The 21,667-nt window shown below is 70.7% G+C and carries 19 protein-coding genes; 17 read left to right on the forward strand and 2 right to left on the reverse strand.

The features are described from left to right. Nucleotides 1–127 precede the first annotated feature (127 nt). From trpS to MTES_RS03120, 9 genes are all read left to right on the forward strand, one after another. On the forward strand, nucleotides 128–1,132 hold the full coding sequence (gene trpS / locus MTES_RS03080) for a tryptophan--tRNA ligase (protein ID WP_013583721.1): 1,005 nt from the start codon (nucleotides 128–130) through the stop codon (nucleotides 1,130–1,132). A 63-nt stretch (nucleotides 1,133–1,195) separates the two neighbouring features. Further along, nucleotides 1,196–2,059: an Fpg/Nei family DNA glycosylase gene (locus tag MTES_RS03085; RefSeq protein WP_013583722.1), complete on the forward strand. Its 864-nt coding sequence runs from the start codon at nucleotides 1,196–1,198 to the stop codon at nucleotides 2,057–2,059. 312 nt (nucleotides 2,060–2,371) lie between these two features. Further along, the gene (gene ribD / locus MTES_RS03090) at nucleotides 2,372–3,403 is read left to right on the forward strand and encodes a bifunctional diaminohydroxyphosphoribosylaminopyrimidine deaminase/5-amino-6-(5-phosphoribosylamino)uracil reductase RibD (RefSeq protein WP_013583723.1); all 1,032 of its coding nucleotides are present in this window, start codon (nucleotides 2,372–2,374) and stop codon (nucleotides 3,401–3,403) included. Beyond that, on the forward strand, nucleotides 3,403–4,059 hold the full coding sequence (locus tag MTES_RS03095; RefSeq protein ID WP_013583724.1) for a riboflavin synthase: 657 nt from the start codon (nucleotides 3,403–3,405) through the stop codon (nucleotides 4,057–4,059). The genes ribD and MTES_RS03095 overlap by 1 nt, the downstream gene beginning before the upstream one ends. Then, nucleotides 4,056–5,324, forward strand: coding sequence for a bifunctional 3,4-dihydroxy-2-butanone-4-phosphate synthase/GTP cyclohydrolase II (locus MTES_RS03100; RefSeq protein WP_013583725.1), 1,269 nt, complete (start codon nucleotides 4,056–4,058; stop codon nucleotides 5,322–5,324). The genes MTES_RS03095 and MTES_RS03100 overlap by 4 nt, the downstream gene beginning before the upstream one ends. Then, nucleotides 5,324–5,797: a 6,7-dimethyl-8-ribityllumazine synthase gene (gene ribH, locus MTES_RS03105; RefSeq protein ID WP_013583726.1), complete on the forward strand. Its 474-nt coding sequence runs from the start codon at nucleotides 5,324–5,326 to the stop codon at nucleotides 5,795–5,797. Before MTES_RS03100 ends, ribH begins: the two co-directional genes overlap by 1 nt. A 142-nt stretch (nucleotides 5,798–5,939) precedes the next feature. After that, nucleotides 5,940–6,293, forward strand: coding sequence for a hypothetical protein (locus MTES_RS03110; RefSeq protein WP_013583727.1), 354 nt, complete (start codon nucleotides 5,940–5,942; stop codon nucleotides 6,291–6,293). Between the two features lie 169 nt (nucleotides 6,294–6,462). Continuing rightward, nucleotides 6,463–7,914, forward strand: a complete 1,452-nt coding sequence (locus tag MTES_RS03115; protein ID WP_013583728.1) for an MFS transporter — start codon at nucleotides 6,463–6,465, stop codon at nucleotides 7,912–7,914. 236 nt (nucleotides 7,915–8,150) lie between these two features. Beyond that, complete coding sequence (locus MTES_RS03120; RefSeq protein ID WP_013583729.1) at nucleotides 8,151–10,016, forward strand: ABC transporter ATP-binding protein; 1,866 nt, start codon at nucleotides 8,151–8,153, stop codon at nucleotides 10,014–10,016. A gap of 103 nt (nucleotides 10,017–10,119) precedes the next feature. Here MTES_RS03120 and MTES_RS03125 read toward each other — a convergent pair whose 3' ends face one another. After that, the gene (locus tag MTES_RS03125) at nucleotides 10,120–12,003 is read right to left on the reverse strand and encodes a phosphoenolpyruvate carboxykinase (GTP) (protein WP_013583730.1); all 1,884 of its coding nucleotides are present in this window, start codon (nucleotides 12,001–12,003) and stop codon (nucleotides 10,120–10,122) included. Nucleotides 12,004–12,119: 116 nt separating this feature from the next. Here MTES_RS03125 and MTES_RS03130 point away from each other — a divergent pair, with 116 nt between their 5' ends. The 8 genes from MTES_RS03130 to MTES_RS03165 all read left to right on the forward strand — a co-directional run bounded on the left by MTES_RS03130 (nucleotide 12,120) and on the right by MTES_RS03165 (nucleotide 19,963). Continuing rightward, nucleotides 12,120–13,559: an XRE family transcriptional regulator gene (locus MTES_RS03130; protein ID WP_013583731.1), complete on the forward strand. Its 1,440-nt coding sequence runs from the start codon at nucleotides 12,120–12,122 to the stop codon at nucleotides 13,557–13,559. Between the two features lie 414 nt (nucleotides 13,560–13,973). Further along, nucleotides 13,974–15,110, forward strand: coding sequence for an ABC transporter substrate-binding protein (locus tag MTES_RS03135; RefSeq protein ID WP_013583732.1), 1,137 nt, complete (start codon nucleotides 13,974–13,976; stop codon nucleotides 15,108–15,110). A gap of 55 nt (nucleotides 15,111–15,165) precedes the next feature. Further along, nucleotides 15,166–15,963 (forward strand): ABC transporter permease subunit, encoded by a 798-nt coding sequence (locus MTES_RS03140; RefSeq protein WP_013583733.1) that lies wholly within the window; start codon nucleotides 15,166–15,168, stop codon nucleotides 15,961–15,963. After that, entirely contained in the window at nucleotides 15,960–16,790 is an 831-nt protein-coding gene (locus MTES_RS03145) for an ABC transporter permease (protein WP_013583734.1), read from the forward strand. The genes MTES_RS03140 and MTES_RS03145 overlap by 4 nt, the downstream gene beginning before the upstream one ends. Then, nucleotides 16,787–17,545, forward strand: a complete 759-nt coding sequence (locus tag MTES_RS03150) for an ABC transporter ATP-binding protein (protein WP_013583735.1) — start codon at nucleotides 16,787–16,789, stop codon at nucleotides 17,543–17,545. The genes MTES_RS03145 and MTES_RS03150 overlap by 4 nt, the downstream gene beginning before the upstream one ends. 21 nt (nucleotides 17,546–17,566) lie before the next feature. Beyond that, nucleotides 17,567–18,169, forward strand: a complete 603-nt coding sequence (gene folE / locus MTES_RS03155; protein WP_013583736.1) for a GTP cyclohydrolase I — start codon at nucleotides 17,567–17,569, stop codon at nucleotides 18,167–18,169. A gap of 1 nt (nucleotide 18,170) precedes the next feature. Next, nucleotides 18,171–18,965, forward strand: a complete 795-nt coding sequence (locus tag MTES_RS03160) for a creatininase family protein (protein ID WP_013583737.1) — start codon at nucleotides 18,171–18,173, stop codon at nucleotides 18,963–18,965. Continuing rightward, entirely contained in the window at nucleotides 18,962–19,963 is a 1,002-nt protein-coding gene (locus MTES_RS03165; protein ID WP_013583738.1) for a LacI family DNA-binding transcriptional regulator, read from the forward strand. Before MTES_RS03160 ends, MTES_RS03165 begins: the two co-directional genes overlap by 4 nt. A 224-nt stretch (nucleotides 19,964–20,187) precedes the next feature. Here MTES_RS03165 and MTES_RS03170 read toward each other — a convergent pair whose 3' ends face one another. Beyond that, a complete protein-coding gene (locus MTES_RS03170) occupies nucleotides 20,188–21,660 on the reverse strand; it encodes an NAD-dependent succinate-semialdehyde dehydrogenase (RefSeq protein WP_013583739.1) in 1,473 nt (490 codons plus the stop codon). Nucleotides 21,661–21,667 lie beyond the last annotated feature (7 nt).

Below are 21,667 nucleotides of genomic sequence, written 5' to 3' on the forward strand. Positions count from 1 at the left end.
TCCCAGGCGCAGGGCCGTCCGGACGCGGGCGCTGTCGAGCGCGCGGAACCGCCCGGGCGCGGGCGCTGTCCAGCGCGCGGAGCCGCCCGGGCGCGGAGCGCGGGCGCCCGACGCCTAGGATCGAGGGGTGACTCAGCAGCGCCTCTACTCCGGAATGCAGCCCTCCGCCGACAGCCTCCAGATCGGCAACTACATCGGTGCGCTGCTGCAGTGGCGGCAGTTGCAGGACGAGTACGACGCGTTCTTCTCGGTCGTCGATCTGCACGCCCTCACGCAGCCCGGTGACCCCGCCGAGCGTCGCGAGAAGACCCGCCGCACCGCCGCGCAGTACATCGCCGCCGGCATCGAGCCGTCGCGCTCGACGCTCTACGTGCAGTCGCACGTGCCCGCGCACGCGGAGCTGCAGTGGGTGCTGTCGACTCTCACCGGCTTCGGCGAGGCCGGCCGCATGACCCAGTTCAAGGACAAGTCGGCGCGGTACGGGACGGATGCCACGAACGTGGGCCTCTTCACCTATCCGGTTCTGATGGCCGCCGACATCCTGCTCTACCAGACCGACGTCGTGCCGGTCGGAGACGACCAGAAGCAGCACATCGAGCTCACCCGTGACCTGGCCGAGCGCTTCAACCAGCGTTTCGGTGAGACCTTCACGATGCCGAAGCCGATGATCCAGCGCGAGACCGCCCGCATCTACGACCTGCAGAACCCCACGTCGAAGATGTCGAAGTCGGCCGAGTCCGACGCCGGCGTGCTGTGGATGCTCGACGAGCCGAAGGTCAGCGCGAAGAAGATCATGCGTGCGGTCACCGACTCCGAGGGGTCGGTGCGTTTCGACCGCGACGAGAAGCCGGGTGTCTCCAACCTCCTCGTGATCTACTCGGCCCTCACCGGCCGCGAGATCACGGCGATCGAGGACGAGTACGCGGGCCGCGGCTACGGCGATTTCAAGAAGGGGCTCGCCGAGGTCGTGGTGAACGAGTTCGAGCCGGTGCGCGAGCGCGCGCTCGAGCTGATCGCCGACCCCGCCGAGCTCGATCGTGTGCTGGCGACGAACGCCGAGCGCGCGGCATCCGTCGCGGAGAAGACGCTCTCGGACGTGTACGACCGCATCGGTCTGCTGCGCCGCGGCTGACGCTCTCGCCGGGCGACAGGCAAGGCCCGCGCTCCTGTCGGAGGCCCGTGGCAGCATGGGCGCATGCCGGAGATGCCTGAGGTCGAGGGACTCGTCGAGTTCCTGCGTGGTCGTGTGACGGGGCTGCAGGTGTCGAAGGCCACCGTGTCGGCGATCAACGCGCTGAAGACCTACGACCCGCCCCTGACGGCGCTCGTGGGCTCGGCGGTGACCGCCGTGGACCGGCACGGAAAGTTCGTCGACGTCTCGACCGACGCCGGCGTCCACCTGATCTTCCACCTGGCGAAAGCGGGCTGGCTGCGCTGGTACGACGCGCTGCCCTCCACGATCATCAAGCCGGGTAAGACGCCGATCGCGCTCCGTGTCGGTTTCGACGACGGATCGGGTTTCGATCTCACCGAGGCCGGCACCAAGAAGTCCCTCGCCGTCTACGCCGTACGCTCACCCGACGAGGTCCCGGGCATCGCCCGACTCGGCCCCGATCCGCTGAGCGAGGGTTTCGACCGAGCCACGTTCGGTGCGCTCCTCACCGGCCGGCGCACCCAGATCAAGGGGGTGCTGCGCGATCAATCGATCATCGCCGGGGTCGGCAACGCGTACTCCGACGAGATCCTGCACGCGGCGAAGATGTCGCCCTACGCCCTCGCCGCGACGCTCACCGACGACGAGGTCGACCGGCTCTTCCGCGCGATGGTCGAGACCCTCACCGAGGCGATCGATGAAGCGCGCGGCAAGCCACCGGCGGAGTTGAAGGATGCCAAGAGGCGCGGCATGCGCGTGCACGGGCGACGCGGCGAAGCATGTCCGGTGTGCGGCGACGAGGTGCGAAGCGTGTACTTCGCCGACAACTCGCTCGAGTACTGCCCCACGTGCCAGACCGGAGGGAAGCTGTTGGCCGACCGGAGGCTCTCTCGGCTGTTGAAGTGAGCTCATCCCGACCGCTGCATCGAACCGAAGCCCCGTGCCCTTCGTGTCAATCCATGTCGGGGAATGAAACCGCCGACACCGCGTTGACTACACTTCGAAGTGCAACAACGTGCTCCGGGGTCGGTGAGAATCCGAACCGGCGGTGACAGTCCGCGAACCCCTCCGCATCACGCGGTGGGGCCGATCCGGTGGAATTCCGGGACCGACGGTGATGCGACGGGAATCCGTCGCTAGTCCGGATAGGAGGCAGCACGGACGGCGCGTCGCGCCTTCCCGCTCCCCCTGCCCGGCATCCGCGGGAAGGACAGGGAAATGGCATCCGCCGTCGAGATCGACGCCATGAGGCGAGCGCTGCAGCTCGCCCGGCGCGGCCCGCGCGGGCTCAACCCGCAGGTCGGTGCGGTCATCCTCTCCCCCGCCGGCGAGATCCTCGCCGAGGGTTACCACCGTGGAGCGGGCACCGCCCACGCGGAAGTCGACGCCCTCTCCCAGCTCGCTCCGGGCGCGGCCCGCGGTGCGACCGCAGTCGTGACCCTCGAGCCGTGCAACCACACCGGCCGCACCGGCCCGTGCGCCGTCGCGCTCATCGAGGCCGGGGTCGCTCGCGTGGTCTTCGCGCTCGACGACCCCACGGATGCGGCGTCCGGCGGTGCCGAGCGGCTCCGCGCAGCGGGGGTCGACGTCGAGCAGGGTCCCGAGGAGGAGAGCGCCGAAGCGCTCGTCCATGATTGGGTCGCTCTCACCCGCACCGGCCGCCCGCACGTCGTCGTCAAGTGGGCGCAGAGTCTCGACGGGCGCGCCGCCGCCGACGACGGCACGAGCCAGTGGATCACCGGACCCGCCGCTCGCCGCGACGTCCACGCGCGCCGCGCGACCGCCGACGCGATCGTCGCCGGCACCGGGACCGTGCGCGCCGACGACCCGGCCCTGACCGCCCGCGACGAGGACGGCTCGCTGCTGCCCGCACAGCCCCTGCCCGTCATCATCGGCGAGAGCGAGACGGCTCCGGATGCCGCGGTGCGCCGCCACCCGCGAGAGCCGCTGTTCTTCGCCACTCACGACCTGAGCGCCGTGCTCGCCGACCTCGGCGAGCGGGGCATCCAGCGCGTGTTCGTCGAGGGCGGCCCGACGCTCGCGAGCGCCTTCGTCCGGGCCGATCTCGCGGACGAACTGCTCGTCTACGTCGCCCCCGTCCTGATCGGCGGATCCCGCCTCGCACTCGGCGACGTGGGCGTGCCGACCATCGCCGATGCGCGGCGGCTCGCCGTGGCATCCGTCCAGAATCTCGGCGACGACCTGCTGATCGTCGCCCACCCCACCACCCGAACGCGAGGAGAGCACTGATGTTCACCGGAATCGTCGAAGAGATGGGCGCCATCACCGCCGTCGAGCCCTCGGGCGACGGCGTGCGGGTGACCGTGCGCGCTCCTCTTTCCGTCTCGGATGCCGGCCACGGCGACTCGATCTCGGTCAGCGGCGTGTGCCTCACCGTCGTCGACCAGGGCGAGGACTGGTTCACCGCCGACGTGATGAAGCAGACGCTCGACATGTCGACGCTCGCCGACGTCGCACCCGGCCGCGCCGTCAACCTCGAGCGCGCGACCGCCGCGCACGGGCGCCTCGGCGGACACATCGTGCAGGGCCACATCGACGGCACCGGCGTGGTGCGCGAGGTGCGTCCCGGCGCGCAGTGGAGCGTCGTGCGCATCGGCATCCCGAATCACCTGGCGCCGCTGGTAGTCGACAAGGGGTCGATCGCGATCGACGGGGTGTCCCTCACCGTCAGCGCCGTGAGCGACCCCGCCGAGACCGAGCAGTGGCTCGAGGTCTCGCTCATCCCCGAGACCCTCGCCGCGACCACGCTCGGCGGCGCCGAGGCCGGCACCCCGGTCAACCTCGAGACCGACATCCTCGCGCGCCACGTGCAGCGCATGCTCGCCTTCCGTGTATCTGAGAACCCCGCGGCTGACGCCGCATCGACCGAGAGGGGCTCCGAATGAGCCTGTCCCCCATCCCCGAGGCCCTCGAGGCCCTCCGCGCCGGCCGACCGATCCTCGTCGCCGACGACGAGAACCGCGAGAACGAGGGCGACGTCATCCTGTCGGCCCAGCTCGCGACCCCCGAGGCGCTCGCGTGGACCGTGCGCTGGTCCAGCGGCTACGTGTGCGCGCCCATGCCCGCCGAGTGGGCCGACCGACTCGACCTGCCGCCCATGGTCGCGGTCAACGAGGACGCCCGCGGGACCGCGTACACCGTGAGCGTCGACGCCGCGTCGGGCGTGACGACGGGAATCAGCGCCGCCGACCGCGCGCGGACGCTCAACGTGCTCGCGGATCCCGAGTCGGTGCCGACGAGTGTCATCCGGCCGGGTCACATCCTCCCGCTCCGGGCCGTTGACGGCGGGGTGCGCGAGCGCGCCGGCCACACCGAGGCCGCGGTCGACCTCATGAAGCTCGCGGGCCTCGAGCCGGTCGCCGCGATCGCCGAGGTCGTCGCCGAGGACGGCAGCATGATGCGGCTGCCCGGGCTCTTCGAGCTCGGTGAGCGGGACGGCATCCCGGTCATCACGATCGAGCAGCTGATCGAGTACCTGAACGAGACGGATCCGCTGCCCGCGTCGGCACCCGCGCGACGCCGCGTGAGCCTGCGCGCCGAGTCGAATGTGCCCACGACGCACGGCACCTTCCGCTTCCTCGCGTACAAGGACCGCGTGACCGGCACCGACCACATCGCTGTCGTCTCGGGAGAGCTGGGCACGACCGCCCCGCTCGTCCGCGTGCACTCCGAGTGCCTGACCGGCGAGGCGTTCGGCTCGCTGAAGTGCGAGTGCGGACCCCAGCTCGAGGCGGCGCTCGACCGCATCGACAAGGACGGCGGCATCGTCATCTACATGCGCGGCCACGAGGGACGCGGCATCGGCCTCATCAACAAGCTGCGGGCCTACAACCTGCAGGAGCGCGGCCTCGACACCGTGGATGCCAACCTCGCCCTGGGCCTGCCCGCCGACGCGCGCGACTACGCCGCCGCCGCCGGGATCCTCGCCGACCTCGGCGTCGAGCAGGTGCGCCTGCTCACCAACAACACCGACAAGGTGAAGCAGCTGCGCGGCTTCGGCCTCGACGTCGTCGAGCAGGTGCCGCTCCTCGTGGGCGTCGGCCCGAACAACCACCAGTACCTCGAGACGAAGCGCGACCGGATGGGTCACATCATCGCCGAGGACGACCTGCGCGACGCCCTCGCGCACATGAAGGAAGAGAGCGCCTGATGGCCGGTAGTGGAGCACCCGAGACCGGCGGCGTCGACGCGTCGGGTCTGAACATCGTCGTGATCGCCGGCACCTGGCACGAGGTCATCACCGACGGTCTCATTGCCGGGGCGAAGCGGGTCCTGGATGCCACGGGCGCGGCGTACCGCGTGGTGCGGGTCCCGGGGTCGTTCGAGCTGCCGGTGGCCGCTCGCGCGGCCTTCGAGGGCGGGGCGGATGCCGTGGTGGCCCTCGGCGTGATCATCCGGGGCGGGACGCCGCACTTCGAGTTCGTCTCGTCGGCGGCGACCGACGGCCTCACGCGCGTCGCGCTCGACGCGGGCAAGCCTGTCGGCTTCGGCGTGCTGACCCTCGACGACGAGCAGCAGGGTCTCGACCGCGCCGGTCTCGAGGGGTCGAAAGAGGACAAGGGCGAGGAGGCCGCGGACGCGGCGATCCGCACCGCCCTCGTGCTGCGGGAGCTGCGCGGCTGATCTCGCGCGGTGCGGGCGGGCCCTTCGACAGGCTCAGGGACCGCGCGCGGAGGTCAGGGACCGCGCGCGGAGGTCAGGGACCGCATCGCGGTGAGGCCCGCCTTCCTGGCGGTGAGGGCGCGGCATCCCTACCCTGACCGGTATGGAGATCCTGCGCCACGCCGTCGTCCTCGTCCACCTCGTCGGGTTCGCCATCCTCTTCGGGGCGTGGGTCGTCGAGGCGGTCGGGCGGCGCGTGCGCGTCACGCCGCTGATGAACTACGCGCTCGTGATCTCCCTCGTCTCGGGTCTCGCCCTCGCGGCGCCGTGGGGCCTCGACCACGACCTGAACTACACGAAGATCGGCGTGAAGCTCGTCGTGCTCCTCGGGATCGGCGCGCTGCTCGGCATCGGCTCGGCTCGCCAGAAGCGCGGCGCCGACCTCGCGCCCGCGGTGTTCTGGCTCGTCGGCATCCTGACCCTTCTCAACGCCGCGCTGGCGGTGCTCTGGCGCTGACGCGCCCGCCTTATCAGCGCGCGCATAGACTGAACGGTCGGTGTTCCCCACTCGGGACCGCCCCCGGGTGCTGTTCGGCGATCCCGGATGCCACCACCCCCGGCATCCGTTCCGCCTCAGCCCGCGATCACACGATGGACGCAACCGATCGCTCTCTCGTCAGGCTGTCATGACCTCCTCATCCCCCACCGCCCCCTCGGCGTCCGCTCCCGCCAATCCGCGCTCGCGTGTCATCACCGCGAGCCTGATCGGCACGACGATCGAGTTCTACGACTTCTACGCGTACGCCACCGCGGCCGTGCTCGTCTTCCCGATCCTCTTCTTCCCCACCGGCAACGACACCACCTCGCTCCTGCTGTCGTTCAGCGTCTTCGGTGCCGCGATGGTCGCGCGCCCCCTCGGCGCGATCGTCTTCGGGCACTTCGGCGACCGCTTCGGCCGCAAGGCCACCCTCGTGGCATCCCTTCTCACCATGGGTGTCGCGACCTTCCTGATCGGTCTGCTCCCCACCTTCAACGAGATCGGGGTCTGGGCGGCGATCCTGCTGCTGGTCATGCGCCTCGCGCAGGGCTTCGCGCTCGGCGGCGAGTGGTCGGGCGCGGCGCTGGTCGCCACCGAGAACGCCCCGAAGGGCAAGCGCGCCCTGTTCGGCACGTTCCCACAGCTGGGCGCTCCGATCGGCTTCATCATCGCCAACGGCGTGTTCCTCATCATCAACTTCGCCCTGCCGCACCCCGACGGCACCGCGCAGCGCTCGGCCGAGTTCCTCGCGTGGGGCTGGCGCGTGCCGTTCCTGTTCTCGGCCGTCATGGTGATCATCGGCCTCTGGGTGCGACTGAAGCTCGTCGAGAGCGAGTCGTTCTCGAAGGCCGAGAAGACCGGCGTCATCAAGAAGTTCCCGCTCGGCGAGGCGATCCGTCGCAACGGGAAGCAGCTCATCCTCGGCACGTTCATCATGCTGGCGACCTACGTGCTCTTCTACCTGATGACGAGCTTCACGCTCTCGTACGGCACCAAGCCTCCGCTGGCGGCCGCTCAGGCCGCGGCCGAGAAGGCCGGAACGCCGTTCGACGCGGCGGCGTACGTCCCGGGGCTCGGGTACAGCTACACCGACTTCGTCATCATGCAGATCATCGGCGTGGTGTTCTTCGGCGTCTTCACGATGCTGTCGGGACCGGTCGCCGACCGGCTCGGACGCAAGCGACTGCTCCTCGGCGTCACCGTCGCGATCATCCTGTTCGGCCTGACGTTCTCGTTCTTCCTCATGCCGAACGCCGACCCGGGCTTCACCCGCATCCTCGTCCAGGCCTTCCTCATCATCGGTTTCGTGCTGATGGGGACCACCTTCGGCCCGATGGGCGCCGTGCTGCCCGAGCTGTTCCCGACGAACGTCCGCTACACCGGCTCGGCGATCTCGTACAACGTGTCGTCGATCCTGGGGGCGGCGCTCGCGCCGATCGTCGCGGTGGCCCTGTGGGCGGCGGGCGACGGCAACCCGTGGCTCGTGGGCGTGTACCTGTCGGCCATGGGTGTGCTCACCCTCATCGCCGTCGTGCTGTCGCCCGAGACGAAGGACGTCGACTACGACGAGAACATCGCCGCCGGAGCGACCGCGCCGTAACGCGGAATCCTCGGAACACCGGATGCCACGGGGCCTGTGCCTCGTGGCATCCGGTGTTCTCCCGGTGGACCAGGCGGTCTGAACTCCGGAGAATTCGAGCCGCCGCGCATCGGAATACGCCGAGACCGGGCTGCGGCCGAGGTTTCTCGGGAGTTTGGTCCACCGACGAGCGAGCGGATCGGCGGCGTCGGCGGCGAGAGGTACGGTCGAATCTGATGCCAGAGAACGAGGTCCGCATGTCTTCTCCCGCTCCCGCGCGTGGTCGGCGCGGCCGTCGCACCCCGGAGGGTCCGCGCGCGTCCTTCCGGCAGTTGCTGCCGTTCCTGCTCGAGCACAAGCGCACGCTCGTCGTGGTCGCCGTGCTCAGCGTTCTCGGGGCCGCCGCGACGCTCGCTCAGCCCCTGCTGGTCGGTCAGGTCATCGCGCGCGTGCAGAACAGCGTCCCGCTCGGCGCCCTCGTCTGGCTCCTCGTGGCGTTCGTCGTGCTGTCGTCCGTGATCTCGGGCTTTCAGCACTACCTGCTGCAGCGCACCGGTACCGCCGTGGTCTACTCGTCGCGCAAGCGGCTGATCGCCCGGATCCTGCGCCTGCCGGTCAGCGAGTTCGACGCGCGTCGCACCGGAGACCTTGTCTCGCGCGTCGGCACCGATACGACCCTGTTGTACGCCGTGCTCACGCAGGGATTCGCGGATGCCGTGGGCAACGCCCTCATCCTCGTCGGCGCGGTGATCGCGATGGCGTTCATCGACCCGCTCCTGCTCGGACTGATCATCGTCGTCGTGGGGGCCTCGCTCGCGGTGGTCGTGCTGCTCAGCACCCGCATCCGCTCGGCCTCGGCCGACCAGCAGGCCAAGGTCGGCGAACTCTCGTCGGGAGTGGAGCGAGCGGTGGGCTCGATCCGGACGATTCGCGCCGCGGGGGCGACCGAGCGCGAGACGGCGGCCGTGACGCAGACCGCCACGGCCGCGTACGACGCGGGTGTGCGGATCGCACGGGTGTCCGCCCTGATCGTGCCGATCGCCTTCGTCGCGCTGCAGGTGTCGCTTCTCGTCGTGCTGGGCGTCGGCGGGTACCGCGTGGCATCCGGAGCGATCGACGTCGCCTCCCTCGTCACCTTCGTGATCTTCCTCTTCCTGCTCGTGCAGCCCCTCGCTTCCGCGATCGGTGCGATCACCTCGGTGAATCAGGCGCTCGGGGCTCTCGGCCGCATCCAGGAGGTGCTCGACCTCCCGCTCGAGAGCGACGACGACCAGCCGCGCGCGGCCGCCCCGATTCCGGATGCCGCGGCCCTGGAGTTCCGCGACGTGCGGTTCCGCTATCCCGACCACGTCGTGAAGGCCCGCGAGGCCGCGGCCCGAGAGGCGCGATCGGTGCTCGCGGACGTGCACCTGGAGGCAGCGGAGGTTCCCGCCGAGACCGACCGCGAAGTCCTGCGCGGGGTGTCGTTCGCCGTGCCGCGCGGCGCGCGGGTCGCGCTCGTCGGGCCGTCCGGCGCCGGCAAGAGCACGATCCTCTCCCTCATCGAGCGGTTCTACGATCCGACCGAGGGGCAGATCCTCCTCGACGGCGTCGATGCTCGCGACCTTCCCCGCGACGAGCTGCGCTCCCGCTTCGGCTACGTCGAGCAGGATGCCCCGACCCTGGCCGGCACGATCGCCGAAAACCTCCGGCTCGCCTCGCCCTCGGCATCCGACGCCGACTGCGAACGGGTGCTGCGCGAGGTCAACCTCGGCGACGTCCTGGAGCGGAGCCCGCTCGGCGTCGACGCGCCCGTGGGCGAGGACGGCGTGATGCTCTCGGGCGGCGAGCGTCAGCGTCTCGCGATCGCGCGCGCACTGCTCGCGGCGCCCCCGGTTCTCCTGCTGGACGAGTCGACCTCGTCGCTCGACGGTGTGAACGAACAGCGCATGCGCGAGGCGATCGACGCCGTCGCGACCGATCGGACGCTCCTGGTCATCGCGCACCGGCTCTCCACGGTGGTCGACAGCGACCTCATCGTCGTGCTCGAGAACGGTCGCGTGGTCGGGCAGGGCACGCACAGCGAGCTCGTGGCATCCACTCCCCTGTACCGGGATCTGGCGAAGCACCAGCTGCTGGTCTGACTCCGCGCGGGCATACCGATGCCCCTCCTGCGCGCCAAGAACGGGAGGGGCATCGGATTCGAAGGCTCGCCCGCCCGCTCGGAGGCGGGACGGGACGAGCGGGTCAGGCGCGCTGCAGGCGGTAGCGCAGGGCGGCGAGCTCGGCGCGGAGCGCGGCCGGTAGGTGCGAGCCGAAGGTGTCGAAGAACTCCTCCGTGAGGTCGGCCTCGGCGAGCCACGAGTCGCGGTCGATCGCGAACAGCTCCTCGAGGTCGGCGGCGGGGAGGTCGAGACCCGACAGGTCGAGGTCTTCCACGCGGGGCAGGCGCCCGATCGGGCTGTCGACCGCCTCGACCTGGCCGTCGACGCGGCGGATGATCCAGTCGATCACGCGGGCGTTGTCGCCGAATCCGGGCCAGAGGAAGCGGCCGTCGTCGCCCTTGCGGAACCAGTTGACCTGGAAGATGCGCGGAGCGCGGTCGAAGCGCAGCTTCTGGCCGACCTTGAGCCAGTGGCCGAAGTAGTCGCCCATGTTGTAGCCGCAGAACGGGAGCATCGCGAAGGGATCGCGGCGGAGCTCGCCGACCGTGCCCTCCTGGGCCGCGGTCTTCTCGGACGAGACCGTCGAGCCGAGGAAGACGCCGTGCGACCAGTCCGTGGCCTCGACCACGAGCGGGACGTTCGTCGCGCGACGACCGCCGAACAGGATCACGTCGAGGGGAACGCCCTCGGGCGCCTCCCAGTCCTCCGCGATCTGCGGGCACTGCGCGGCACCCACCGTGAAGCGCGAGTTGGGATGCGCGGCGGGACGGCCCGATGCGGGCGTCCACGCGTTGCCCTCCCAGTCGGTGAGGTGCGGCGGAGCCTCGTCGGTCAGGCCCTCCCACCACACGTCGCCGTCGGGACGCAGCGCGACGTTCGTGAAGATGGTGTTGCCCCACAGCGTCTCGATCGCGGTGACGTTGGTGGACTCGCCGGTGCCGGGAGCGACACCGAAGAAACCGGCCTCGGGGTTGATGGCCCACATGCGCCCGTCTTCGCCGGGGCGGATCCAGGTGATGTCGTCGCCGAGCGTCTCGACGCGCCAGCCGGGGATCGTGGGGCGGAGCATCGCGAGGTTCGTCTTGCCGCACGCCGAGGGGAAGGCCGCGGCCACGTGGTAAGCCTTGCCCTTCGGGTCGATCACGCGGATGAGCAGCATGTGCTCGGCGAGCCAGCCCTCGTCGCGGCCGATGACCGAGGCGATGCGCAGCGCGAAGCACTTCTTCGCGAGGATCGCGTTGCCGCCGTAGCCCGAGCCGTACGACCAGACCTCGAGCGTGTCCGGGAAGTGGACGATGTACTTCTCGTCGTTGCACGGCCACGCGACGTCGGCCTGGCCGGGGGCGAGCGGGGCACCGACCGAGTGCACGGTCTTGACCCAGGGAGCGCCCGCGGCGATCTGCTCGGTGACGGCGGTGCCGACGCGGGTCATCACGCCGATGGATGCCACGGCGTACGCGCTGTCGGTGATCTGGACGCCGATGTGGCTCAGGGGGCCGCCGACCGCGCCCATCGAGAAGGGGACGACGTACATCGTGCGCCCGCGCATCGACCCCTCGAAGACGCCGTTCAGCGTCTCGCGGATCTCGGCCGGGGCGATCCAGTTGTTGGTGGGACCGGCATCCTCTTCGCTCTCGGAGGCGATGTAGGTGCGCGACTCGAGGCGGGCGACGTCGCCGGGGTGAGAGCGGGCGAGGTAGGAGCCGGGGCGCCACTCGGGGTTGAGCTTGATGAGCTTGCCCTCGTCGACCATCTCCCGCAGCAGCGCGTCGTTCTCGGCGGCCGAACCGTCGACCCAGTGGATGCGATCGGGCTGCGCGAGTGCCGCCACCTGGTCGACCCAGGCGAGGAGACCGGGCATGCCGGGACCGTCGACCTCGGGGCGCGCACCGTAGCCGGGGCGGGCGACAGCGGTGGTCGCGGCGGGGCGGCCGGCGGGGCGGGCGAAGATGTCGGCGAGGGCCATGTCGTCTCCTTTGTCGAGCGGAATTCCTTGGTGTTCCCCCACTCTGACGCGCCGTGAGCGGATCTTTAGAGAGAAAATGGGCATAAGAATCGCGAAACTTTCGATATGGTCAAGGAATGGCCTCGTCGCTCGAACTGACCACGCTCGGACACCGCATCCGCCACCACCGCCTCGCCCGCGGGCTCACGCTCGATGAGCTCGGCGCGCTCGTGGGCGTCGCGGGCAGCCAGCTCAGCCTGATCGAGAACGGCAAACGCGAGCCCAAGCTCTCGCTCCTGCAGGAGATCGCGCGGGCGACCGAGACCGAGGTCACCGAACTCCTGTCCACCGAGCCGCCGAACCGCCGGGCGGCGCTGGAGATCGAGCTCGAGCGCGCGCAGTCGAGCCCGTTCTTCCAACAGCTCGGCATCCCCCCGGTGAAGGTGACCAAAGGCACCACCGACGAGACGATCGAGGCGGTGCTGGGCCTTCACCGCGAACTGCAGCGGCGCGAGCGCGAGACGATCGCGAGCCCCGAAGAGGCACGGCGCGCGAACACCGAGATGCGCCTGCGCATGCGCGCGGTCGACAATCACCTGCCCGACATCGAGAAGCTCGCCGAGAAGCAGCTCAAAGCCGCCGGCCACGGCACGGGGGCGCTGACCCACCGCACCGTCAGCATCATGGCCGAGCAGCTGGGCTTCGAGCTGATCTACGTCAGCGACCTGCCCCACTCGGCGCGGTCGGTGACCGACCTCGAGAACGGCCGGATCTACCTCCCGCCCGCCTCGATCCCCGGCGGCCACGGCCTGCGCTCGATGGCGCTGCAGGCGATGGCCCACCGCCTGCTCGGGCACCGCCCGCCCACCGACTACGCCGACTTCCTCCAGCAGCGCCTCGAGATCAACTACTACGCGGCCTGCTGCCTCATGCCGGAGACGAGCTCGGTCGCGTTCCTCGCGCAGGCGAAGAAGGACCGCAACCTCGCCGTCGAGGACTTCCGCGACGCCTTCGGGGTCACGCACGAGGCCGCCGCGATGCGGATGACGAATCTCATGACCGCACACCTCGGCATCCGGTTGCACTTCCTCCGCGTCGACGGCGACGGGGCGATCTCGCGGGTGTACGAGAACGACGGCCTCCCCCTGCCCACCGACGTGACGGGGTCGGTCGAGGGACAGATCGTGTGCAAGAAGTTCTCGGCGCGGTCGGCCTTCGCCGAGCACAACCGCACGACCGAGCACTACCAGTACACCGACACCCCCGCGGGGACGTTCTGGTGCTCGACGCAGACGGGAACCACCTCGGACGGCGACTTCTCGATCACCGTGGGAGTGCCGTTCGACGACGCGCGGTGGTTCCGCGGCCGTGAGACCTCGACCCGGGGCGTCTCGCGCTGCCCCGACGAGTCGTGCTGCCGTCGACCCGAGTCGGACGCGGCGGCGCGCTGGCAGGGCAAGGCCTGGCCGAGCGCGCGCGTGCACCGGCACATGTTCTCGCCGCTCCCCCGCGGCATGTTCCCCGGTGTCGATGACGCCGAGGTGTTCGCGTTCCTGGATCGGCACGCGGACGGCTGAGGTCTCGCGCCCTCGCGTCGCGCCGGCGGGCCGAACTCCGGAGAAGCGGGGCGAGACGGTCCGCCGAAGGCCCGTTCCGCCGCTGCCGGCCCCGAAACTCAGGAGTTTCGCACGCAGCGCGGCGGGGAGACGCCTGGATGCCAGGACCTCGGGCCCTTTCCGGGTGCCGGGCCGTGGCATCCGGGGCTCACGGCGCGGTCTGCAGCCCGCGCGTTCACGCGCGAGTTCGCTCAGACGCCGTCGCCCGTGCGCAGCATCGCCCGCTGAAGGCCGGCGCCTCTTGGTCGCGCGCCCGTCGTGAGCACGGCATCCCGCGCACGAGGTCCGGTAATCGGACTGTCATGCACGACGTGGTTTGACGAAACGTAAAAGATTTACATTTACGGGACACACACCGCTACGGAGGCTCCCGAAATGTCACACCTTCGCACCGTCCTGTCCCCTGCCCCCTCTTCTCCGACGCCGCGCGGCCCCTCGACCCGCGCCTCGCGTCGCCGTCGCCGCGTCGCCACGACTGCGGCCGGCGTCCTCACCCTCGCCCTCGTCGTCTCGGGGTGCGCCTCGCCCGCATCCTCGTCGGGGAGCGCCAGCTCCAGCTCTTTCGGCACCGCCAGCGTGGCCCTGAGCTGGATCAAGAACTACGAGTTCGCCGGCTACTACTTCGCCGAGGACGACGGCGACTACACCGATGCCGGCTTCGACAAGGTCGATCTCATCGCCGGCGGTGGCAACACGAACTCCTGGGATCTCGTCCTCGGAGGCCAGGCGCAGATCGGCCTCGCGTCCGACCTCACCGGAATCACCGGCGCCATCAACGACGGCGCGGGCCTGAAGATCATCGGCGCGCAATTCGTGAAGAACCCGGTCGGCTTCGTCTCGCTCGCGAAGAACCCCATCCGCACCGTCGCCGACCTCAAGGGCAAGCGCATCGGCGTCGACGCGGGTGGCAAGCTCGCCGTCGAGGCGGTGCTGAAGGCCAACGACCTTCCCGCCGACACGGTGGAGTTCGTCTCCGTCCCCAACGGTGTCGACCCCCTCATGAACGGCGAGGTCGACGCGCTCATCGGCTTCCTCACCAACTACCCCATCGCCGTCAAGAACGCCGGCGGCGATGTGGTGACCATGTCCTTCGCCGACGCGAACTACGCGCAGTTCGGTGACGCCGTCGTCGTCAGCGACAAAGAGCTGGCCGAGAACCGCGAGGAGCTCAAGGCGATCATGAAGGCCAGCATCGAGGGCTGGAACAGCGCACTCAGCAAGGGAACGGATGCCATCGCCGACATCGCCATGAAGCACGGCGGGGCCGACAACGGCCTCGACCGCCAGCTCCAGGTCGACTCCGCAAGCGTCCTGCCGTCGTTCATGCTGACGCCCGACACCGTGAAGAACGGCATCTTCACGCTCACGCCCGACCTCATCGACCAGGCCGTCTCCTCGCTCGCCGCGGCCGGCATCACAGCCGACCCGAGCATGTTCGACACGTCCCTGCTGCAGGAGGTGTACGCCGAGAACCCCGACCTGATCCCCGGCTTCACCGTTCCGGCATCCTGACGCTCGTCACCCCGCACGTCGACACCCCGCACCCCGACCGAGAGGACGCCGCGTGATGATCCCGACTCCCGTGCGCGGCGTCCTCTTCGGCGCCGCGGGACTGGGCGTGCTGCTGGTCGCCTGGCACATCGTCGCCGTGACGGTGTACCAGCGCGCCAACGGCAGTCCCGGCCCCGTGCCACCCCCGCTGCCCGTGTTCGCCCGGGCGCTCGACGGTCTGTTCGGCGGCGCCTACGCCGAGGGACTCGCGGCGACCGCGGGGGCGGCCGTGACCGGGTACGCGGTGGCCGTCGTGATCGCTCTGGGGCTCGGCATCCTGGTCATGATCGCCCCGCCGCTGGGTCCCTTCGCCTCGCAACTGGGTGTCGTGGCCGCGTGCGCACCCGCCGCGGCCATCGCCCCGATCGTGGTGCTGCTGAGCCCGTCGGGCAGCCGCGCCGTGAGCGTCGTGCTCGCGCTGCTCGCCGTCGAGTTCCCCCTCGTGATCGGCGTGCTGCTCGGGCTGCGCTCCGCCGCCCCCGCCCAGATCGACCTCGTCCACGCGTACGGCGGAGGCGCCTGGACGGCCATCCGCAAAGTTCGGGTCATCTCGGCCATCCCGGCCCTGCTGGCGGCGCTCAAGCTCGCCGCCCCCGCCGCCTTCCTCGGCGCGATGACGGGTGAGTTCTTCACCGTCGGCGTCGACGAGGGCGCCGGGCGCCTGCTCATCTCGCAGCAGTACGTCGGCGACTACACCGGCATGTGGGCGATCGCCCTCCTCGCCACGGTCGTCTCCGCGCTGGGCTACGGCGCGATCGCGCTGCTCGGGCGCGTGCTCGCCCCCTGGACCGCACACACCGGGAGCATCCGATGATCCGCCTGCCCGCCTGGGTCTGGACGACCCTGTGCACGCTCGGCACCGCCGCGCTCCTGCTGGTCGGGTGGCAGCTGGCCATCACGTTCTCCGGGCTGAGCCCCTACCTCGCCAAGACCCCGGTCGACGTGTGGCGGTACCTCTTCGTCGACGGCGTCGGCAACCCGGCCGAGGCCGCCGAGCGCCGCGCTGCGCTCGTGCCCATGATCGGCGTCACGCTCGGGCACAGCGCCATCGGTCTGCTCCTCGGCATCACCGCCGGATTCATCGGCGCGGTCGCGCTGACCGTCTCTCGGGCGCTGCGCTCGATCTTCCTCCCGCTCGCGCTGCTGCTGCAGACCGTCCCCCTGATCGCGATGGCACCGGTCATCTACGCGGTGTTCGGGTCCGGCATCCTGACCGCCGCCGTGGTGGCCGCGGTCGTCACGTTCTTCCCTCTGCTGATGAACATCGGCGCGGGGCTGTCATCCTCCACGCCGGAGACGGTGGACCTCGTGCACGCCTATGGGGGCGGGCGCTGGACGCTGCTCCGATTCGTCCAGCTGCCGGCATCCCTTCCCTCGCTCTTCGCCGGTCTCAAGCTCGCCGCACCGGCCACGGTGTCGGCGGCGACGCTCTACGAGTTCCTCTTCTCGTTCGAGGGGCTCGGCGCGAACCTGCTGACGAGCAAGTCGTACTCGGACTACGGGCTGCTGTGGACGCTTGTCGTGATCACGGTGCTGCTCTCGCTCGCCGCGTACGGTCTGGTCGTCTTGGCCGAGACGCTCCTGCTCGCCGGTCGCTTTCCGCCGCGCGCTTCGACTCCCGCCCAGAAAGGCCTCGCATGACCGCGTCCGGCGTCCACATCCGTGCCCTCACGCGCCACTTCGCCACCCGGGGCGGCCCGGTGGTCGCGGTGGACGGCGTCGACCTCGACACCCCCCGCGGCTCGTTCCTGTCGCTGCTCGGCCCCTCCGGGTGCGGCAAGTCCACCGTGCTGCGCATGCTCGCCGGTCTCGACACCCCCACCTCGGGCTCCGCGACAGTCAACGACCTGACGCCCGCGGCCCTGCGGCGCACCCACGCGTACGGCATCGCGTTCCAGGATCACGCGCTGCTGCCCTGGCGCACCGTGGAGCGCAACATCGCGCTCCCGTTCGAGATCGCCGGGCTCCCCGTCGACAGGGAATGGGTACGCGAGCTCCTGCACCTCGTCCGCCTCGAGCAGTTCGCGAAGGCTCGACCGTGGCAGCTCTCGGGAGGAATGCGCCAGCGCGTCGCCATCGCCCGTGCCTTGGCGCTCCGCCCGAGCGCACTGTTCCTCGATGATCCGTTCGGCGCGCTCGACGACGTCACGCGGCAGCGCCTCAACATCGAGCTGCAACGACTGTGGAGCGAGCAGCAAGCCACCACCGTCATGGTCACACACGGCGTGCAGGAGGCCGTCTTCCTCAGCGACCAGGTCGCGGTGATGAGCCCGCGTCCGGGTCGCATCAAGGAGGTCATCGACATCGACCTCCCGCGGCCGCGCACGCTCGAGATGACGAGCACGCCCGAGTTCCACGCGTACGTGGACCGCGCCACCGAGCTTCTGTTCCACTGATCCCCCGAAAGGCCGCACCCCATGACCGAACTCACCGCCGTCGCCGCCACCCACATCACCCCCGACCTGGATGCCGCGGAGGAGGGCATCCGCATGTACATGCGCGCGATCGGTCTCGACACCGAGCACCCCACCCTCATCGACACTCCGCGCCGCGTCGCGCACGCCGGCCTCGACCTCTTTTCGGGGATGGCGGGCGATCCTCATCGCGCGCTCGGCGGCGGCGAGCCCATCGAGGGCGTCTACCCCGGACCCGTGGCGGTGCACGACATCCCCTACTCCTCGATGTGCGAGCATCACCTGCTGCCGTTCCAGGGCACCGTGTCGGTGGCCTACCTGCCCGACCGCGCGCTCGCCGGGATCGGGGACTTCGACGCGATGCTGCGCGTGCTCGCCGCCCGCCCGCAGATGCAGGAGCGCCTGGCCGACCAGATCGCCGAGGTCGTCTCCGACACGCTCGGCGCGAAGGGCGTGCTCGTCCGGTTGACCGCGCAGCACGCGTGCATGTGGGCTCGCGGCGAACGCACCGTCGGGTCGACGGCGTTCTCCCTCGCGTCCCGCGGGATCTACGACACCGACGCCGCGGCTCGGGCCGAGGCACGGGTGCTGCTCGGACTGCACTGAGATGACGAGCTCGACGCAGATCTCCGATGTCGCCGCACGAGAGGGGGTGGCGCTCGTCCCCATCGGCGCGACCGAACAACACGGGCCACACCTCCCCGTCACGACCGACACCACGATCGCGGCGGCCTTCGCCACGGCCGCGGCCGCGCGTGCCGCGAAAGAGGTCGCGACGTGGGTGCTTCCCCCGCTGCCCTTCGGCTTCTCCCCCGAGCACGCCGGACGTCCCGGCACGATCGCTCTGTCGCCGCAGACCCTTCTGGCCATCGCCGACGACATCGGTCGCGGCGTCGCGGCCAGCGGCATCCGGCGCCTTCTGTTCGTCAACGGGCATGGCGGCAATCCCGAGCTGTTGCACGTGGCCTGCCGTCAGCTTCGCGAGCGACGGGGCCTCGCGGCGTTCGCCGTGCACGTGCCCGGGCTCGCGCTCCCGCCCGAGCTCGCCGAGGGGGTGACCACGGGCGATCTCGACGCGCACGCGGGTCACTACGAGACGAGCGTGCTGCTCGCCCTCGACCCGGCGGCGGTCGAGATGGATGCCGCCCGGGCGGACGGCCTCGAGGAGGTGAGGGCTGCCGCAGACTCCCTCACCCGGCCCTTCGGTGCGGTGAGCGTGCCCTGGCACGTCGACGACCTGTCCCGCTCCGGAGTGATCGGCGACCCCACCACGGCCGATGCCCGGTGGGGCGAGCGGGCGTTCGCCGCGCAGGCTGGCGCGCTGGCCGATATCGTGCGCGCCGTGGCGGCGCATCCCCTTCCGCCCGAGTGGGTACACTCGCGGCGGGGGGATGCCGAATGACCGACGGTCCAGGCCGGACGCCGACCCTCCAAGAGGTGGCGACCGAGGCGAAAGTGAGCCTCGCGACCGCGAGCAATGCCCTCACCGGCAACCGCGGGGTGAGCCCGAAGCTGCGCGACCGCGTGCTCGAGGCGGCGCAGCGCGTCGGCTACCCGCGCGCGTCCGGGCGGCGGCGCACCGACCGCACGACCGTGGGCATCGTGCTGCCCGACGTGCGGCATCCGGCCTACGCCGAGCTCGCCCACGCCTTCGAGCGCGAGGGCGCGCAGCGCGACTGGGCTCTCGTCCTCGCCGGTTCCGACTACGAGCCCGACAACGAGCTGGAGGCCCTCGAGAACCTCGTGCGCAGCACGGACGGCGTCCTGCTGTCGCCCTCGCGCCCGCCGCGTTCGGGCGTGCACCGGCTCCAGGCGAGCCCGGTGCCGATCGTTGCGTGCGATGAGCCGGCCGACTCCGCCCTGATCGGCGGGTGGGTGCGCTCCGACAACTTCGGCGGCGGGCGCGTGGCCGCCCACCATCTCGTGGATGCCGGCGGTAGCCGCTTCGCCATGCTTGGCGGCGAGGGCTACCTCCCGTCGACGAAAGAGCGGCGCGAGGGCTTCCTCGCCGGACTCGCCGATCGGGGCGTCGCCGACGACGACGTCCTGATCATCGGCGAGAACTACGGCATGGACGGCGGCCAGAGCGCGATGGCCGAACTGCTCGAGACCGACGCTGCCGTCGACGCGGTCTTCGCGGTGAGCGACCTGCACGCGGTGGGGGCGTTCTTCCGCGCCCTGCAGGAGGGCCGATCGGTGCCCGACGACCTGCTGCTGTGCGGCTTCGATGGTGTCGCCTGGACGCGGCAGATCTCCCCCACCATCACGACGGTGCGACAGGACTGGGGCAAGATCGCCGGCCGTGCGATGGACATCCTCGACACCCTCATGGCCGGTGGCGACGGCGACCGTGCCGTCATCCCCGTCGAGCTGGTCCCGGGCGAGTCGACGCGGCGCTGACGCCCACCGTCGGCTCCAGCTCCGGGCGGCAGCGGGTCCGGCGGCAGGCGGGCCGGGCGGCAAGCGGGCCGAACTCCTGACAAATCGTCACCCGCCCGGATCGAACACCCCCACACACGTCTCCGCCGCCCGAAACTCAGGAGTTTCGCACGCACCGCGGCGGCCAGAACGACGGATGCCGCGACCCCCCGCCGCGGAGCGCCGGGGCCGTGGCATCCGGTGTCTCAGGCGTAGGGGTTCGCCGTGAGCGTGTACTTCGTCTGCAGGTACTCGTGGATGCCCTCGTCGCCGCCCTCGCGGCCGAGGCCGGACTGCTTCCAGCCGCCGAACGGGGCCGCGGCGTTGGAGACGACGCCGACGTTCAGGCCCATCATCCCGGTCTCGAGCTTGTCGATCATGCGCTGACCCCGCGCGAGCGACTCGGTGAAGACGTACGAGACGAGGCCGTACTCGGTGTCGTTGGCGAGGCGCACGGCGTCGTCCTCATCGTCGAAGGGGATGATCGCGAGGACGGGTCCGAAGATCTCCTCGCGGAGGATGTCACTGCCCGGCTGCACGTCGGACACGACGGTCGGCTCGAAGAACGTGCCGGGGCCGTCGATCGGCGAGCCGCCGGTGGTGACCTTCGCGCCGCGCTCGACGGCATCCCCCACCAGGGTCTTGGCCTTGTCGACCGCGCGGTCGTCGATCAGGGGGCCGATCTGCACGCCCTCCTCGGTGCCGCGGCCGATCTTCATGCCCTGCACGCGCTCGGTGACACGGCGGGTGAACTCCTCGACGACCGAGCGCTGCACGATGAAGCGGTTGGCCGCGGTGCACGCCTGACCGATGTTGCGGAACTTCGCGAGCATCGCCCCGTCGACCGCCTTGTCGAGGTCGGCGTCCTCGAACACGACGAAGGGGGCGTTGCCGCCGAGCTCCATCGAGGTGCGGAGCACCCCGGGCGCCGCCTGCTGCAGCAGCTTCACGCCGACCGGGGTGGAGCCGGTGAACGAGAGCTTGCGCAGGCGCGGGTCGGAGATGATGCGCTCCGAGACGGGGCCGGTGTTGGTCGTGGTGACGACGTTGACGACACCCGCGGGGACGCCGGCGTCCTGCAGGATCTGCGCGAAGAACAGCGTCGTGAGCGGCGTGAGGGTCGCGGGCTTGATGACGACCGTGCAGCCGGCGGCGAGCGCGGGCGCGATCTTGCGCGTGGCCATCGCGAGCGGGAAGTTCCACGGGGTGATGAGGTAGCACGGGCCCACGGGGTGCTGCGTGACGATCATGCGGCCGGTGCCCTCGGGGTTCGCGCCGTAGCGGCCCTGGGTGTGCGCGGTGACCTCGCTGAACCAGCGGAGGAACTCCCCGCCGTAGCCGACCTCGCCGCGCGCCTCGGCGAGGGGCTTGCCCATCTCGAGCGTCATCAGCAGCGCGATGTCCTCCTTGCGCTCCTGCAGCAGGTCGAACGCGCGGCGGAGGATCTCGGCGCGCTCCCGCGCGGGGGTCGCCGCCCAGGACGGGAACGCCTCGGCCGCGGCATCCATCGCCGCCACTCCGTCGTCGACCGTGGCGTCGGCGATCTCGTGGATGACCTCACCGGTGGCGGGGTCGTTCACGGCGACGGTCTTGCCGCCCGTCGCCGCGCGCCACTCGCCGTTGATCAACAGGCCGGTGGGTACGGATGCCAGCAGCTCGCTCTCGCGCGAATCGGTCATGGGTCCT

Origin of the sequence: Microbacterium testaceum StLB037 (genome assembly GCF_000202635.1) — a bacterium.
Taxonomy (GTDB): Bacteria; Actinomycetota; Actinomycetes; order Actinomycetales; family Microbacteriaceae; genus Microbacterium; species Microbacterium testaceum_F.